Genomic DNA, 13,602 nt, shown 5'->3' with positions numbered 1-13,602 from the left:
CGCGGGCCGGATCTACCAGCTCAAGCGCGAACTCCTCGAACTGCGGCGGGCGGTGACCCGTGTCGGGGCCGGCCGGTCCGGCCGGGGAGCCGTCCTCGCGGATCACCTGGCCCTGGACCACCTTGCCGTCGGGGAAGTGGATCCGGGCCTGCGTGTAGGCGTCACCGAAGCCGCCCGGGGCGCCGGCGGACATCTTCCGCTCCAGCGAGCGCCCGGCCAGACGGGCCGCGAGGGCCCGTACGGGAGGCAGCAGCAGGAGCAGGCCGGCCACGTCGGAGAGCAGCCCGGGCAGGATCAGCAGGAGCCCGGCCAGCATGGTCATGCCGTTGCCGGAGCCCCGGGAGGGCTGCGGGGGCGTCGGCGTCCCGCCGGCCATCGCCTGCTCCTGCGCCTGCTGGAAGGTCCGCGTCAGGTTCTTGAAGGCCCGCCGCCCGGCGCGCTTGATGACCACCACGCCCAGCACCAGCCCGCCCGCGAGCAGCGCCGCCACGGTGAACCCGCCGGCCGCGCCGGCGACCAGGCTGAGCAGCCAGATCTCCAGGATCAGCCAGCCGGCCACCGCCAGCGGGAGGAACGTACGGGCGCGCGGACGCTGCCGGGGGGCCGTGGGCGTCGAAGTACCGCTACTCATACCACCCAGTGTGCCCGGGCGGGCGTAAAAGCGACCTCAGCCGGAGGTACCGGACACCCCCTAGGGGACGGTCAGGAGGGGCGCTTGCCCGTGAGCTTGGCCACGCGCTCGCCCAGGCCCCAGCGGGTGACCCGCCACAGGGCCTCGACCACGATGTCCTTGCTCATCTTGCTGTCGCCGAGCTCGCGCTCCACGAAGGTGATGGGCACCTCCACCACGCGGAAGCCCCGGCGGACCGCCCGGCGGGCCAGGTCGACCTGGAAGCAGTAGCCGGCCGAGGCCACCTCGTCCAGGCCGAGCCCCTCCAGCGTCTCGCGGCGGAAGGCGCGGTAGCCGCCGGTGACGTCCCGGATCGGGACGTCCAGCATCAGCCGGGAGTAGGTGGAGCCGCCGCGGGAGAGGAACTCCCGGCTCTTGGGCCAGTTCACGACCCGGCCGCCCGGCACCCAGCGGGAGCCGAGGACGAGGTCCGCGCCGGACAGCGCGGTCAGCAGGCGCGGCAGCTCCTCCGGCTGGTGGGAGCCGTCGGCGTCCATCTCCACGAGGACCCCGTAGCCGTGCTCCAGGCCCCAGGCGAAGCCCGCCAGGTAGGCGGCGCCGAGCCCCTCCTTGCCCTTGCGGTGCAGGACGTGGACCTGCTCGTCCCCGGCCGCGAGCTCGTCGGCGAGCTTGCCGGTGCCGTCGGGGCTGTTGTCGTCCGCGACGAGCACGTGCGCCTCGGGGACCGCCGTACGGACCCGGCCCACGATCCGGCCGATGTTCTCCGCCTCGTTGTAGGTCGGAATGATCACCAGCGTGGTGCCGAGCGGCCCCAAGGTCCGCTGTCCGCCGTCGCTCACCGGTTCCCCTTGCGTGTCTTTCGTGGAGTCGGACCACTGCGGGGCACCCTCGACGGGCCCGTCACAGCAGGATGATTTTAGAACAGCGATCGGGGCCCGGCGGTCCTTCGGGCCGGACCGGGGCCCGCTGGCTGCGGGCCGCCCTGACCGTTGTCTACTGGACCGCCGGGTCCGATCCGGTGCCACCCGCCGCCCCGGTGAAACCTTCCCTCGCCCCCGAGGCTCGGGTGCGCTGAACGGTCGGCTCCCTCCGGTCCGGCGTCCTGCCGGTGGACCCGGGCGAACCTATCCGGGCGGGGCCGCCGGTACCGAGCCGATGCCCGGCGGATCACCCCTGTGGGCGTACGAAAACCTCCCGGCCGCCCACGACCGTCTTCAGGCACACGGGCAGTTCCCCGCCCGGGCTCAGGTCCGGCAGGCCGGGGGTCCCGGAGCGGGGGTCGGTGGACCAGCGGGCCACCCGGTCGTCGGGGGCCTGGACCACCAGCGCCCCGGTCTCCCAGACCGCGTAGTCGGCGGGCGCGCCGGGCACCAGGATGCCCGCGTCGTCGCGGCCCAGCGCCCGCCAGCCGCCCCGGGTGTGGGCGGCGAAGGCGGCCCGTACGGAGATCCGGTGGCCGGGGGTGCGGTGGAAGGCGGCCGCGCGGACCGTGCCCCAGGGGTCGAGCGGGGTCACCGGGGCGTCGGAGCCGAAGGCGAGCGGGACGCCGGCCTTGAGCATGGCCGCGTACGGGTTGAGGGTGCGGGCCCGCTCGGCGCCGAGCCGGTCGGCGTACATGCCGTCCTCGCCGCCCCAGGCGGCGTCGAAGGCCGGCTGCACGGAGGCGGTCAGGCCCAGCTCGGCGAAGGCCGCGATGGTCTCCGGGGTCATCATCTCGGCGTGCTCGACACGGTGCCGGGCGGCCCGGATCCGGTCGAGGCCCACCTTCTCGGCGGCCGCGCGGACGCCCTCGACCACGGCGGTGACGGCGGCGTCGCCGATGGCGTGGAACCCGGCCTGGAGGCCCTCCTCGGTGCAGGCGGCGACGTGCGCGGCGATCTCGGCGGCGTCCAGGTAGCCGGTGCCGGTGTGCGCGGCGTCGGCGTACGGGGCGTGCAGGCAGGCCGTGTGCGAGCCGAGGGCCCCGTCCACGAAGAGGTCGCCGGCGGCGCCGACCGCGCCCAGCTCGCGGGCCAGGGCGAGGTCCCGGTCGGCCCAGTAGCCGTGGACGCGCGGGCCGGGGCGTTCGGCGGCCAGGGCCAGCAGGCCCGCGAAGTCCTCGGCGGAGGAGATGTCGGGGCCGCCGCACTCGTGCACGGAGCCGATGCCGAGGGAGGCGGCCCGGTCGAGGGCGGCCCGCTGGGCCTCGGCGCGCTGGGCCGGGGTGAGGGCGTCGAGCGCGCCCCGGCGGACGGCGTGGTGGTCGTCCTTGGTGAGGGGCTCGTCGTCGCCGTGCGGGTGGACGCCGGGGACCAGGTCCAGGAGGGCCGTGGTGACCACCGCCGAGTGGACGTCGACGCGGCTGAGGTAGAGCGGGCGGCCGCCGGTGGCCTCGTCGAGCTCGGAACGGCGCGGGGCGCGGCGCTCGGGCCAGCGGGCGGCGTCCCAGCCGTGGCCGAGGAGCACCCGGTCGGCGGGGCGGCGCGCGGCGTACGCCCGGACGAGGTCCAGGGCCTCGGCGAGGGAGCGGGCGGCGGTGAGGTCGAGGCCGGTGAGGGCCAGGCCGGTGGAGGTGGCGTGGACGTGCGCGTCGGTGAAGGCGGGGGTGACGAGCGCCCCGCCGAGGTCGACGACCTCGTCCACGCCCTGCGCGAAGGCGTCGGCGGCGCCTTCGGAGCCGACCCAGGCGATGTGGCCGCGCTCGACGACCATCGCCGTGGCGAAGGGGTCGGCGGGGCTGTGCACCTCGCCTCCGCGGAGGAGGAGCGTGCGGGGTGCTCCGGCGGCTTCGGCGGAGGGGGCGGTGCGGTCAGTCATGGGCACCAGTCTCGCCCCTGCCGGGGGGTGAGTTTTCCCCCGCCCCGCCCTTTCGCCGTTTCCCGGGGCTCCGCCCCGGACCCCGCGCCTCGAACGCCGGCGGGGCTATACGCGCGGCGGACGGGCCTCATAGGGGGTGCTGAGGACCACTGTGGTGCGGGTGGAGACGTGGGCCAGGGCCCTGAGGCGGCCCAGGAGGTCCTCCAGTTCCAGGGGGGTGGCCACGCGGACCTTCAGGATGTAGTTCTCGTCGCCCGCGACGCTGTGGCAGGCCTCGATCTCGGGTACGCCCGCCAGCCGCTCCGCGATGTCGTCCGGCGCGCTCGGGTCGAACGGCTTGACCGAGATGAAGGCCGTGAGGGGGAGCCCGACGGCCTCGGGGTCGACCACGGCCGCGTAGCCGCGGATCACTCCGCGCTGTTCCAGACGGCGTACTCGCTGGTGGACGGCCGATGTGGACAGTCCGGTGGCCTTGCCCAGATCCGTGTAGCTCATCCGCCCGTCCCGCACGAGCAGATCCACGATCTGGCGGTCCAGCTCCTCCATTGCGCTCATAGCCGCTCAACCTAAGGCCCAGGACCGCTCCAGGCACAGCGGTGTCCACGCAGAAGCGGCACCTGCGGCGGGCATGTGACCAAAGCCACAGACATGTACGGGCGTACATCCCGCTCTGGTGGTTACTCGTGCCGCTCGACGGGAAGTGCTTGCTGTGGCCGTGGCCGAAGAACCTTGCCCGCCCGGCCCACCCAAGGGGGAGTACATCCATGCTGAACACCACGCGCGCCGGTCGCACCGAACCGGAGCCCCTGGAACCGCTCGCCGCCGAGTACGCGGACGACGACGACTACCTCGAACCCGCCGACGCCGAGGGGTTCGAGATCCACCACGCGGTCTGCCCCGACTGCGGGCAGTCGATCGCCCTCGTCGCGGACGAGGAGCACCTCCCGGAGCACGCCCTGTGCCTGACCCCGTGGAACCCGTTCGGGCTCACGGTGTGCGCGGGTACGGGCCGGCCGGTTTCGGACGCGCTGCCGACGGTGGGGCTGCTCCAGTCGGAGCAGTCCGAGCTGGAGGCCGTCGTGCACCTCACGCTGCCGCAGGGCCTCGACTGGCGGACGCAGCCCTTCTCGCACGTCGGCGGTCCGGGCTCGCGTCCGGTGCGGCCGGCGGCGGCCGCGCTGCCGGAGAAGCGCCAGCACGCGCAGGCCGCCTGACCCGCGCTACCAGTAGGTTCCCTGCACCATGGCGGCCAGGCCGGCATGGTGCAGGATCAGCCCGTCCGGGTCCGCGGGGACCTCGACCTCCCCGAAGTACGCCTGCCGGTAGGCGATGCGCAGCATCACGATGCCGTGCCGCAGGGCGGCGTAGAGGGTGTGGAACTCCATGTCCCTCGGGGTGTGCCCGGTGAGCTCGGCGTACCGGCGTTCCAGGTCCTCGCGGCGCAGGAAGTCCGGCAGGCCGGGCTGGCCGAAGCCGACCGTCAGGTCCTGGAAGAAGCGGTGGAGGTAGACGGTCCAGCCGAGGTCGACCTCGCGCGGGGCGCAGGCGGCCATCTCCCAGTCGAGGACCGCCGCGGGCCGGAAGCCGTCGTAGACCACGTTGCCGATGCGGGCGTCGCCCCAGTTGAGGACGGGGTCGCCCTCGTCGGCCGGCCAGAGTTCCTCCAGCCGGTCGAAGGCCCGTTCGAGGAGGGGCGAGCGGGCCAGTCCGTCCACCACCCACGCGTAGTAGGCGCGCTGGGATTCGACGTGGCGGCGCAGCGGGCTGCCCTCGCCGGGCGGGAGCAGGAAGGCGGCCTCCCCGGCCGGCACCTGGTCGTGCAGGCGGGCGAGGAGGGAGATGCTGGCCTCCTGGAGCTCGGCGCGTTCGGCGTCGGTCGCGGAGTGCAGCCAGTTGCCCTCGTAGGTGTAGGGCATGACGTCGGGCGGTACGCGGCCCTCGGCGCGGGCCATCACGAAGAACGGCGAGCCGAGCGGGGCGGGGTCCTCCTCCAGCCAGAGCACCCGCGGGACGGGGAGGTCGGTGTGCTCGGCGACCAGGGCCATCACGCGGTGCTGGCGGGGCATGTCGTAGGAGGGGAAGACGGTGTAGGCGGCCGGGTCGGCGGCCAGGCGCAGGGCGCAGGCGCGGACGGGGGCGTCGGGGTGGTCGACGTCGAAGAGCAGGGTCTCGCTGGACATGCCGTTGGAGCCGGGCACGGAGGTGCCGGTGACCTTGGCGCCGGGCAGCCGGCGGTCGAGCCAGGCCGTGAGGCGGCGGCCGAGTTCCTCGGGTTCGCGGGTGGAGGTGCGGGGGCGCGGTGCCGTCATGTCGAACTCCTCAACTCTTGGGGCTCCTGAGCCGGATCGGGGCCGGTCAGGGGGCGACCGAGGTGTAGTCGGCGAAGCCGCTGGGGTCGTGGCGGCCGAAGCTGCCGTGTTCGAAGATGCCGAAGCCGGTGCGGCCGTCGAGGGTGAAGCGGGCCGAGTGGTCGGTGACCCCGAAGGCGGCCATGGGGTGGGCGGCGGGATCGGAGAGGTCGTAGGCGCGGCGGTCGGTCCAGCCGCGGCCCTGCCAGCTGCCGTGCTGCCAGTCGGCGGCGGGCGGGTAGCCGGCGCCCACGGCCAGCGGGGAGGAGTTGAGGATCTCCACCCCGAGTTCGAGGGGTTTGCGAGAGGGGTCGGTGAGGTGGACGACGGCCCGTTCGGGGTGTCGGCTCCCGGGGCGGTAGCGGATCTCGGTGTGGGGCCAGCCGAGCTGGACGTCGTGGCGGCCCGTGCCCTCGGGGAAGACCTGGACGGCCTCGTTCAGGGTGCGGTGGCCGTCGGCGTCCTCCTGGGCGATGACCATGACGAAGCGGTCCTCGAAGCGGACGGGGATCCAGAGCCAGTGGAAGCCCTCGGGGCGCATCTCCTCGGCGGCGCGGCCGCCGTCCTCGCCGGGTATCGGGCGCACGCCCCAGCTGCGGTCGCGGGTTCCGGTCCACTCCCCCGGGGTCAGGGTGAACTCCTCGCCGCGGGCGCGGACGGTGCCGGTGACGTTGCCGGCCTGGACGAAGCGGCGGCCCTCCAGCATGAGGCGGTCGCCGCGCCGCTGGATGTGGTGGGGCTCCCAGACGGCGGGGAACTCGGCGGTCCAGGTGATCTCGTACGAGAGTCCGCGCGGGTCCCCGGGGTCGGGGTCGCAGCGCAGGGTGAGCCGTCGGAGCGGGACGTCCACGGTGATCGACAGGGGGCCGACCGAGAGGTTCATGCGGTCGTCGGTCAGCGCGTCGGAGGCGCGGACGGCGAGGAGCTCGTCGCCGAGCCGGAGGGTGGCGTAGGCGTCGATGACCCCGGCGTTGGGGTAGACGCCGAGGCCGAGGATGAGGACGGCGCGGCCGGCGTGGTCGAAGACGTGGAAGATGCAGCGGTCGTAGGCGTTGCGGTCGCCCGTGACCAGGTGCTTCATCGAGAGCGGGGCCTGGTGGACGGGGTACTCGTCGAGGGGCACGGGACGGTCGGCGGGCATGGGCGAACCTCCTGGGCGCGGGTGCCGGCGCGGCGCCGGGCGAGCGGATATGACGGTACGTCAGATATCGCTCCCGCGACCAGGGTTGTGGCACACCCTGACAGCACGGCACTCCTGGCCACCGGCGCGCGCGTGGGAAGGCTCGAACGGATGGGCGCGGAGGGGCGGGGGTTACCCGTGCGTCGGGTCCCGCGTTGGCCCTGCATGACCACCCTCGAGACGCCATCGCCGAGAGCGGGACGCAGGCGGCGTCCCACCCCGCCGGGCTACGAAGAATCGGTTCGGCAGGGACTTCCGCAGGCGGTGCCGCAGGCACATCCGCAGGCATATCCGCAGGCGGTGCCGCAGCCCGCCGCGCAGAGCGTCCGGCACCCGGCGCCCGAGCAGCCCCGGCCGGGGGCGCAGGGGCACCGCGGGCAGCCCGACCCGCCGGTCTACGCGGCGCTGCTCGCCCGCTGGGCCGCCGACGGGAGGACCCTGCCGGGCCGGCACGATCCGGACTGGTCCCGGATCGCCTCCTCCCCGATCTGGCCGTCGGGTCCGCTCTTCGGCTGAGGGAACGCCGCAGGGGCCGCTCCGGCTGCCCGCCGGCGCGGCCCCTGCGGCCGGTCGTCAGCGGGTCTCGGGGCCGGCCAGGTGGCGGGCGATGACCATGCGCTGGATCTGGTTGGTGCCCTCCACGATCTGGAGCACCTTCGCCTCGCGCATCAGGCGCTCCACCGGGAAGTCCGCGGTGTAGCCGTAGCCGCCGAGGATCTGGACCGCGTCCGTGGTGACGGCCATGGCCGCGTCCGTGCAGAACAGCTTGGCCATCGCCGCCTGCCGGGAGAACGGCTTGCCCGCGTCGCGCAGCCGCGCGGCCGCGAGGTAGAGCGCCCGGCCCGCCTCGATCTTGGTGGCCATGTCGGCCAGCATGAAGCGCAGCCCCTGGAAGTCGGCGATCGGGTGCCCGAACTGGTGGCGGCCGAGGGCGTAGGAGACGGCCTCGTCGAGGGCGGCCTGGGCGACGCCGATGGCGCAGGCGGCGATCCCGAGGCGGCCGGCGTCGAGGGCGGCCAGCGCGATGGTGAAGCCCTGCCCCTCCTCGCCGATCCGCCGGGCGTCGGGGACGCGCACGCCGTCGAAGTGCAGCTGGGCGGTGGGCGAGCCCTTCATGCCCATCTTCTTCTCGGGGACGGCGGCCGTCAGGCCCTCGGCGTCACCGGGGACGAGGAAGGCCGTGATGCCCTTGGCGCCGGGGGCGCCGGTGCGGGCGAGGACGGTGTAGAAGTCGGCGACCCCGCCGTGGGTGATCCAGGCCTTGGTGCCGGTGATCACCCAGTCGTCGCCGTCGCGCACGGCCTTGGTGGTCAGCGAGGCGGCGTCCGAGCCGGAGGCCGGCTCGGAGAGGCAGTAGGCGCCGAGCAGCCCGCCGCCGAGCATGTCGGGCAGGTGGGCGGCGCGCTGCTCCTTGGTGCCGTACCCGGCGAGGCCGTGGCAGGCCAGCGAGTGGACGCTGACGCCCAGGCCCACGGTCAGGCGGGCGGCCGCGAGCTCCTCCAGGACCTGGAGGTAGACCTCGTACGGCTGGTCGCCGCCGCCGAACTCGCCCGCGTACGGGAGGCCCAGCAGCCCGGACTCGGAGAGCAGGGTGAAGACCTCGCGGGGGAAGCGCCCGGCGTCCTCCTCGTCGGCGGCGTTGGGGCGGATCTCCCTCTGGGCGATCTCGCGTACGAGCGCGAGGAGGTCCCGGGACTCCTCGGTGGGCAGCTGACGGTCCACCGGCTGCGGGGCGCGGTCGGTCATGGCGGCGCTCTCCTCCCTCGTCGGGCACGGCGGCGACGCGTGAGGTGTGGTACGCGCCACCGGATCTCGGTGCTCTCACAGCCGATGCTGCCCTCCCGGGTCACGGAAGGGCTCGAACAGCGGCTGCGGCGGCTTGAGTATGCCCGATCAGGCGCTTTACGTCACCGGTACAGGATTGCCATGATCATCCGGGGCGCTCGAAGCCTCCTCGGGGCTCACCGGAGGAGCGGGACATTCGGGGACGAGCCCCTCGATCACCGTGAAGGTCGCGCGCAGCTGCCGGACGAGGAGCCCGGCGACCGCGGACCGGTCGGGCCGGCCCCCGTCCCCGGCCTCGCCCTCGCCCTCGCCCTCGCCCTCGGGGGCGCCGGTCCAGTCGAGGGTGGTGCCCTCCACCCCGGAGAGCCAGCCGACGAGGGCGAGCCGGGCCAGCGGCGGCACGGTGCGGCGGCCGTACGCGCCCTCGGCGATGGCGGCGAGCAGCTCCTCGCGCACGGCGTCGCGTATCGCGAGCACCTCGGCGTCGGAGCCGACCCCGCCGGTGACGATGGTGCGGTAGGCGGCGCGGTGGTGCTCGGCGTAGTGGAGGTAGCCGTCGACGGTACGGCGCAGCCGCTGCGCGCCCGGCAGTTCGGGCTCGCCGGTGGCCCGGGCGACGAGCTGGGCGACCGAGTCCTCGACGACGGCCAGGTAGTAGCCGCGCTTGCTCTTGAAGTAGTAGTAGACGAGCCCCTTGGCGACCCCCGCGTGCTGGGCGATGTCGTCCATGGAGAGGGCGTCGTACGAGGTCTCGGCGAACAACTTCCGCCCGATCGCCATGAGTTCGGCCCTGCGAACCTGCGATCGGCCGGTCTTGCCGCTCTGTTGACTATTATTCAAATCCGGCCCTAGCCTCGAAGCGTCGAACTGTCCGCCACAGGAATTCCCGCAGTGTACGGGAGGGGCCGCATGGGCAAGGACGGCACGAAGCCCGCCGAAGGCCGGGTCAACTGGAGGAAATCGGCGGCCGTGGCGCTGCCGGCGGTCGCGGCCGTCGGGGTGCTGGCCGTGGTCATGGCACAGGGCGCGCTCGCCGCGTCCTTCGCCGTATCGGGGACGAGTTTCCAGGTCTCCTCGTCGAAGCTGAGCAGCAAGGGGCTCGCCTCGTACGTGCACACCGACCGCTCCGCCGACGGCACGGGGCACCCGGTGGCGCTGCTGGGGATCGGGGAGGCCACCCTGAGCGACATCTGCCAGTCCGCGAAGGTGGACACCCCGCTGGGCCCGGTGGTGTTCAAACTGACGGCGGGCGGCCCGGCCGGGGACGTGACCGCCACCAACCTGGTCATCGACGGCGAGGACCTCGTCGGCGACGCCACCTTCGGCACGGCGCAGATCGGCCGGGACGCCTCCACCCTCGACCAGGTGGACGGGGTGCGGGGCGAGCCGGGCAAGTTCGGGCTCCAGGCGGGGAACATCGAGGTCGCGGGGGTGCGGTCGCACGCCTGGTCGGCCACCGGCGGCAACTTCCGGCTCAAGGGGCTGCGCCTCGGCGTCAGTCTCGGCGGGGCCCCGTGCTTCACCTAGCGGACCGGCGGGCGCGGCTGCGGGTCTGGCGGCGGGGCCGTCCGTTCTGGGGCGGGCTGCTGCTGGTGCTGGGCGGGACCGAGCTGCTGCTGGTCCCGCTCTCGCCGCTGACGGTGCTGGTCGGCCTGGGTCTGGGCGGGATCGCGGCCATCGGGATCGGGGCCGCGCTGATCCTCGCGGGGCTGTTCCTCTGGTACCTGCCGCAGGCCCGGGCCTACGTCTCGGTGCACGCCCTGCTGCTGTCGGTGGTGTCCTTCGTCGCGACCAACCTGGGCGGCTTCTTCGTCGGCGCCCTGCTGGGCATCGCGGGCGGCGCCCTGGCCTTCGGGTGGACCCCGCTGCCGGACGGCGGGGAGGAGGGCGGGGAGGAGGGCCCCTACCGGCGGAGCCGGGACGAGCCGGTCCCGGGGGCGCCGGGCCCGCCCCGGGTGCTGGCCGTCGCGCTGCCGGTGGCGCTGCTGGCGGCGCTGGCCGCCGGGACTCCGCCGGCGCGGGCGGAGCCGGCCGCAGGGCAGGGGCCGCCGCCGGCCGCCCGTACTCCCCCGACGGTGACCACCTCGCTCTTCGCCCCGCAGGGGTTCGCCCTGGCCGGGGTCACCGAGGTGGCGACCGCGGACGGCCCGCGCCGGGTCCTCGTCCTGAAGATGGCGGCGGCCTCGCTGCGGGACTACCGGCTGCGCACCCGCGACGGCGGGGGCGAGTACGGGCTGGCCGCCCGGTCGTTGGAGCTGCGCGGGGACGTGACGCTGTACCTGACGCGGTTCAGCGGGTGCATCGAGGGGCTGCTGTGCGTGACGTTCAGCCCGGACGGGCTGCCGGCTCCCCCGGTCATCCCGCCGTTCGTGTTCATGACCCGGGTCAGCGCCGAGCAGGCGCTGGTCACCTCGGACGTGATCGTCACCGACGGGCTGCGGCTGGAGGCGTCCTGAGCCCGGAGGACGGGCCTACAGCCAGCCGACCTGGGTGACGAACATGGCCACGACGACCACCAGCGTCCAGCCGAGCACGTGCTCCAGCCAGGCGGAGTCCTTGGGGCCGCCGGTGCCGACGAGGCGCCGGGCGCGGGCGGTGAGGGTGGCGGTGTGTGCGGTCATGCCGTCCAATGTGCCAGCGTTCGCGGCATTCACGGTATATGGCAAGGGTCACAGGGCGGCGCGGGCCGTACGCCACCGGGCCCCGGCGGCCTCCGCGCTGCGGAGGACCGGCCGGGGCCCGGTGGCGTACGGCGTTCGCGGTCCGGGTCAGGTGGTCGTGCGCGGGCGTCCGCCGATGGCCACCATGGCCAGGCCGAGGCACAGGGCGACCGCGCCGGTGATGACGTTGCTGACGACACTGCGGGTGGTGTCCATCGCACCGGCCATGACCCAGGGGGCCACGATGGTCCAGGCGCCGATCGCGACCGCGGTCCAGGCCATCGCGTGCGTCCGTTCGTACGCCGAGCCCAGGCCGCCCATGCACAGGCAGAAGGCCGCGCCGGCGATGAGGTTGTTGATGGCCAGCGGGCTCAGCGCGCTGAACCCGGCGATCCACGCCGAGGCCGCCAGGTACAGGCCCGTGATCAGGGCCAGCGCCTCCACGGCCTGCGCGGCGGGGGTGGCCGTCACCCGCTCGAACCGAGTCCGCATTTCGACGAGGTCCGGGTGGTGTTCGATGTTCGGATGGGTGGTCATGGTGGGCTGCCTCCTATGAGAAGCCTTATATGCCCTTTATGCCCATAATCAGCCCGTTAAGCCATCCGGAGCAACGGTTGTTCGGCGGTTTCCGGCGGGATCCGGCGCCGCCTCCCCCTCACAGCACCCCGACCTGCCGCAGCGCGGCGATCTGGGCGGCCGTCGGCCGGGCCGGGGCGTAGAGGTAGCAGACGCCGCCGCTGCCGGAGACGGTCTTGCCGGCCGCGTTGCGGCGCTTGGTCCGCAGCCAGACGTTCTCCCACTCGCGCCGCTTGTAGACGCGGCGGACCGCGGTGTTGTCCGCCGAGTTCGGGTCGTTGGCGATCACGTCCCCGGCCGCGGTGAACCCGATCACGGTCATCAGGTGGCCCGCGGTGCCGTAGCCGGCTCCGGTCAGCTCCTCGCGCAGGAAGGACTGGGAGGTGATGGCCGGGATCCCGGCGGCCACCAGGGCCTCCAGGTCGGCGAGGGAGCCGAGGCGGGTGACGACGCCGGCCATGTCGCGGTAGGTCGCGGCGTAGGCGGCGTTGAAGGGCCAGTTCCCGCAGCCCTTGTAGGCGGCGTCGTAGGTGGAGCGGGCCGCGTGGCAGACCTGGGGGTCGGCGTATCCCGGATCGACCCAGGCCAGGGCGGCGGCGGTGGGCCTGCGGCCCCAGTACTCGATGATCATCTGGCTGGAGGTGGGGCTGCACCAGGCCTCGCCGCCGTTGTCGTACTCCGGGTACTGGCCGGTGTGCACTTCCTGGGAGTAGCGCGGGACCTTCAGCTCGTGGGCCCTGCCCGAGGGGGCGGACGCCGGGACGGTGAACCGGTCCGGGACGGCGGAGGCCATCGCTCCGGCCAGCCAGACCGTGGGCCCGCCGGCGGCGCCGGGACGGCGGTACAGGGTCAGGCGCAGCTGCCAGTGCGTGATCCGCACCCCGTCCGCCGCGGCCGGGCCGTCCACGGCCAGGGTGTCCGTCGAGACGGCGGTGCGGCCGTCGCCCTGGCCGTCGACGGAGGTGCGGCGGATGTCGCCGTCCCCAGCCGCCCAGCGGCCCATCACGTACCAGGGGCCGACGGTGCCGTCGGGGTAGGTGACGCGCAGTTCGGTCTGGATCCAGGTGCCGGCCGGGGTCCGGGCGTTCCAGGAGGCGATGGCCTCGGTGGCGGGGACGGTGGAGCGGTGCACGGGGGAGGTCCAGGCGGCGTACTCCCAGGTGGACTTCCGGCCGGTGTGCGGGTCGGTGTAGTCGGTGCGGCCGGCGGGCGCCGCGATCTCCAGCCCGGGGCGGGTGCCGTCGACGGCGGCCGTGCCGCGGTGGGTGCCGGCGAGCCAGTGGGCGTGGGTGTACCAGAAGCGGTTGTCGACGGTGCCGGTCGCCGCGGCGGCGGTGCCGTCGGGGGCTCCGGTGGCCGCGGCGGCCCGGCCGGCCGTGGGCAGGGCGGATGCCGTGGCTGCGGCGAGGGCGAGGGCCAGGAGGGCCCGGCGCGGGGTGGGTGCGGTCATCTGCGTGGCCCCCAGGGGTCGGTGTGGTGGATCGGGCTGATCCACCATTCCAGTTCCCCGGGGCGGGGTCGTGAAGCGTGCGGCTCGTGTCGGGGGCCGGTCCCGCTGCGCGGCGCCTCCCGGGGGCTCCGCCCCCGGACCCCCGCGCCTCAAACGCCGGCGGGGCTGGATTTCGG

General features: G+C 74.3%; 15 protein-coding genes. 4 read left to right on the top strand and 11 right to left on the bottom strand.

Annotation, left to right across the window (positions count from 1 at the left end):
- The 4 genes from fxsA to AB0O29_RS30845 form a co-directional block, all read right to left on the bottom strand.
- Nucleotides 1–631, bottom strand: a 631-nt coding sequence (fxsA, locus tag AB0O29_RS30860; protein WP_365158136.1) for an FxsA family membrane protein, incomplete at its 3' end; no start/stop codon positions are given.
- 71 nt (nucleotides 632–702) lie between these two features.
- A complete protein-coding gene (locus AB0O29_RS30855; RefSeq protein ID WP_365158133.1) occupies nucleotides 703–1,470 on the bottom strand; it encodes a polyprenol monophosphomannose synthase in 768 nt (255 codons plus the stop codon).
- A 328-nt stretch (nucleotides 1,471–1,798) separates the two neighbouring features.
- Entirely contained in the window at nucleotides 1,799–3,427 is a 1,629-nt protein-coding gene (locus AB0O29_RS30850; protein ID WP_365158131.1) for an amidohydrolase, read from the bottom strand.
- A gap of 105 nt (nucleotides 3,428–3,532) precedes the next feature.
- Nucleotides 3,533–3,973, bottom strand: coding sequence for an Lrp/AsnC family transcriptional regulator (locus AB0O29_RS30845; protein WP_030240692.1), 441 nt, complete (start codon nucleotides 3,971–3,973; stop codon nucleotides 3,533–3,535).
- A 218-nt stretch (nucleotides 3,974–4,191) separates the two neighbouring features.
- Between AB0O29_RS30845 and AB0O29_RS30840 the strand changes: the two genes are divergently transcribed.
- The gene (locus AB0O29_RS30840; RefSeq protein ID WP_365158128.1) at nucleotides 4,192–4,641 is read left to right on the top strand and encodes a hypothetical protein; all 450 of its coding nucleotides are present in this window, start codon (nucleotides 4,192–4,194) and stop codon (nucleotides 4,639–4,641) included.
- Between the two features lie 6 nt (nucleotides 4,642–4,647).
- Here the strand turns inward: AB0O29_RS30840 and AB0O29_RS30835 are convergent, their stop codons facing one another.
- Entirely contained in the window at nucleotides 4,648–5,736 is a 1,089-nt protein-coding gene (locus tag AB0O29_RS30835) for a phosphotransferase family protein (RefSeq protein WP_365158125.1), read from the bottom strand.
- Nucleotides 5,737–5,782: 46 nt separating this feature from the next.
- On the bottom strand, nucleotides 5,783–6,916 hold the full coding sequence (locus AB0O29_RS30830) for a hypothetical protein (RefSeq protein WP_365158123.1): 1,134 nt from the start codon (nucleotides 6,914–6,916) through the stop codon (nucleotides 5,783–5,785).
- 303 nt (nucleotides 6,917–7,219) lie between these two features.
- Here AB0O29_RS30830 and AB0O29_RS30825 point away from each other — a divergent pair, with 303 nt between their 5' ends.
- Entirely contained in the window at nucleotides 7,220–7,471 is a 252-nt protein-coding gene (locus AB0O29_RS30825; RefSeq protein ID WP_365158120.1) for a hypothetical protein, read from the top strand.
- A 57-nt stretch (nucleotides 7,472–7,528) separates the two neighbouring features.
- Here AB0O29_RS30825 and AB0O29_RS30820 read toward each other — a convergent pair whose 3' ends face one another.
- Nucleotides 7,529–8,701 (bottom strand): acyl-CoA dehydrogenase family protein, encoded by a 1,173-nt coding sequence (locus AB0O29_RS30820; protein ID WP_365158117.1) that lies wholly within the window; start codon nucleotides 8,699–8,701, stop codon nucleotides 7,529–7,531.
- 156 nt (nucleotides 8,702–8,857) lie between these two features.
- A complete protein-coding gene (locus AB0O29_RS30815) occupies nucleotides 8,858–9,520 on the bottom strand; it encodes a TetR/AcrR family transcriptional regulator (protein ID WP_365158115.1) in 663 nt (220 codons plus the stop codon).
- Between the two features lie 129 nt (nucleotides 9,521–9,649).
- Between AB0O29_RS30815 and AB0O29_RS30810 the strand changes: the two genes are divergently transcribed.
- Nucleotides 9,650–10,267 carry a DUF6230 family protein gene (locus AB0O29_RS30810; RefSeq protein ID WP_365158112.1) on the top strand — a complete coding sequence of 206 codons (618 nt, stop codon included), beginning with the start codon at nucleotides 9,650–9,652 and terminating at the stop codon, nucleotides 10,265–10,267.
- The gene (locus AB0O29_RS30805; protein ID WP_365158109.1) at nucleotides 10,255–11,196 is read left to right on the top strand and encodes a DUF6114 domain-containing protein; all 942 of its coding nucleotides are present in this window, start codon (nucleotides 10,255–10,257) and stop codon (nucleotides 11,194–11,196) included. Before AB0O29_RS30810 ends, AB0O29_RS30805 begins: the two co-directional genes overlap by 13 nt.
- 15 nt (nucleotides 11,197–11,211) lie before the next feature.
- Here AB0O29_RS30805 and AB0O29_RS30800 read toward each other — a convergent pair whose 3' ends face one another.
- The 3 genes from AB0O29_RS30800 to AB0O29_RS30790 all read right to left on the bottom strand — a co-directional run bounded on the left by AB0O29_RS30800 (nucleotide 11,212) and on the right by AB0O29_RS30790 (nucleotide 13,426).
- Entirely contained in the window at nucleotides 11,212–11,361 is a 150-nt protein-coding gene (locus tag AB0O29_RS30800) for an SCO1431 family membrane protein (protein WP_365158106.1), read from the bottom strand.
- A 147-nt stretch (nucleotides 11,362–11,508) separates the two neighbouring features.
- Nucleotides 11,509–11,937, bottom strand: coding sequence for an SPW repeat protein (locus tag AB0O29_RS30795; protein WP_365158103.1), 429 nt, complete (start codon nucleotides 11,935–11,937; stop codon nucleotides 11,509–11,511).
- Between the two features lie 118 nt (nucleotides 11,938–12,055).
- Nucleotides 12,056–13,426, bottom strand: coding sequence for a peptidase C39 family protein (locus AB0O29_RS30790; RefSeq protein WP_365158100.1), 1,371 nt, complete (start codon nucleotides 13,424–13,426; stop codon nucleotides 12,056–12,058).
- Nucleotides 13,427–13,602 lie beyond the last annotated feature (176 nt).

The sequence above is a fragment of the Streptomyces sp. NPDC089915 genome, assembly GCF_040684675.1.
GTDB lineage: Bacteria > Actinomycetota > Actinomycetes > Streptomycetales > Streptomycetaceae > Streptomyces.
This window is presented reverse-complemented; position numbering and strand designations above follow the sequence as displayed.

What these genes read in the sequence shown, in the direction of transcription:
- AB0O29_RS30850 (WP_365158131.1), bottom strand. Translation starts at nt 3,427, where the DNA reads ATGACTGACCGCACCGCCCCCTCCGCCGAAGCCGCCGGAGCACCCCGC.
- AB0O29_RS30845 (WP_030240692.1), bottom strand. Translation starts at nt 3,973, where the DNA reads ATGGAGGAGCTGGACCGCCAGATCGTGGATCTGCTCGTGCGGGACGGG.
- AB0O29_RS30820 (WP_365158117.1), bottom strand. Translation starts at nt 8,701, where the DNA reads ATGACCGACCGCGCCCCGCAGCCGGTGGACCGTCAGCTGCCCACCGAG.
- AB0O29_RS30830 (WP_365158123.1), bottom strand. Translation starts at nt 6,916, where the DNA reads ATGCCCGCCGACCGTCCCGTGCCCCTCGACGAGTACCCCGTCCACCAG.
- AB0O29_RS30790 (WP_365158100.1), bottom strand. Translation starts at nt 13,426, where the DNA reads ATGACCGCACCCACCCCGCGCCGGGCCCTCCTGGCCCTCGCCCTCGCC.
- AB0O29_RS30810 (WP_365158112.1), top strand. Translation starts at nt 9,650, where the DNA reads ATGGGCAAGGACGGCACGAAGCCCGCCGAAGGCCGGGTCAACTGGAGG.
- AB0O29_RS30840 (WP_365158128.1), top strand. Translation starts at nt 4,192, where the DNA reads ATGCTGAACACCACGCGCGCCGGTCGCACCGAACCGGAGCCCCTGGAA.
- AB0O29_RS30815 (WP_365158115.1), bottom strand. Translation starts at nt 9,520, where the DNA reads ATGGCGATCGGGCGGAAGTTGTTCGCCGAGACCTCGTACGACGCCCTC.
- AB0O29_RS30800 (WP_365158106.1), bottom strand. Translation starts at nt 11,361, where the DNA reads ATGACCGCACACACCGCCACCCTCACCGCCCGCGCCCGGCGCCTCGTC.
- AB0O29_RS30795 (WP_365158103.1), bottom strand. Translation starts at nt 11,937, where the DNA reads ATGACCACCCATCCGAACATCGAACACCACCCGGACCTCGTCGAAATG.
- AB0O29_RS30835 (WP_365158125.1), bottom strand. Translation starts at nt 5,736, where the DNA reads ATGACGGCACCGCGCCCCCGCACCTCCACCCGCGAACCCGAGGAACTC.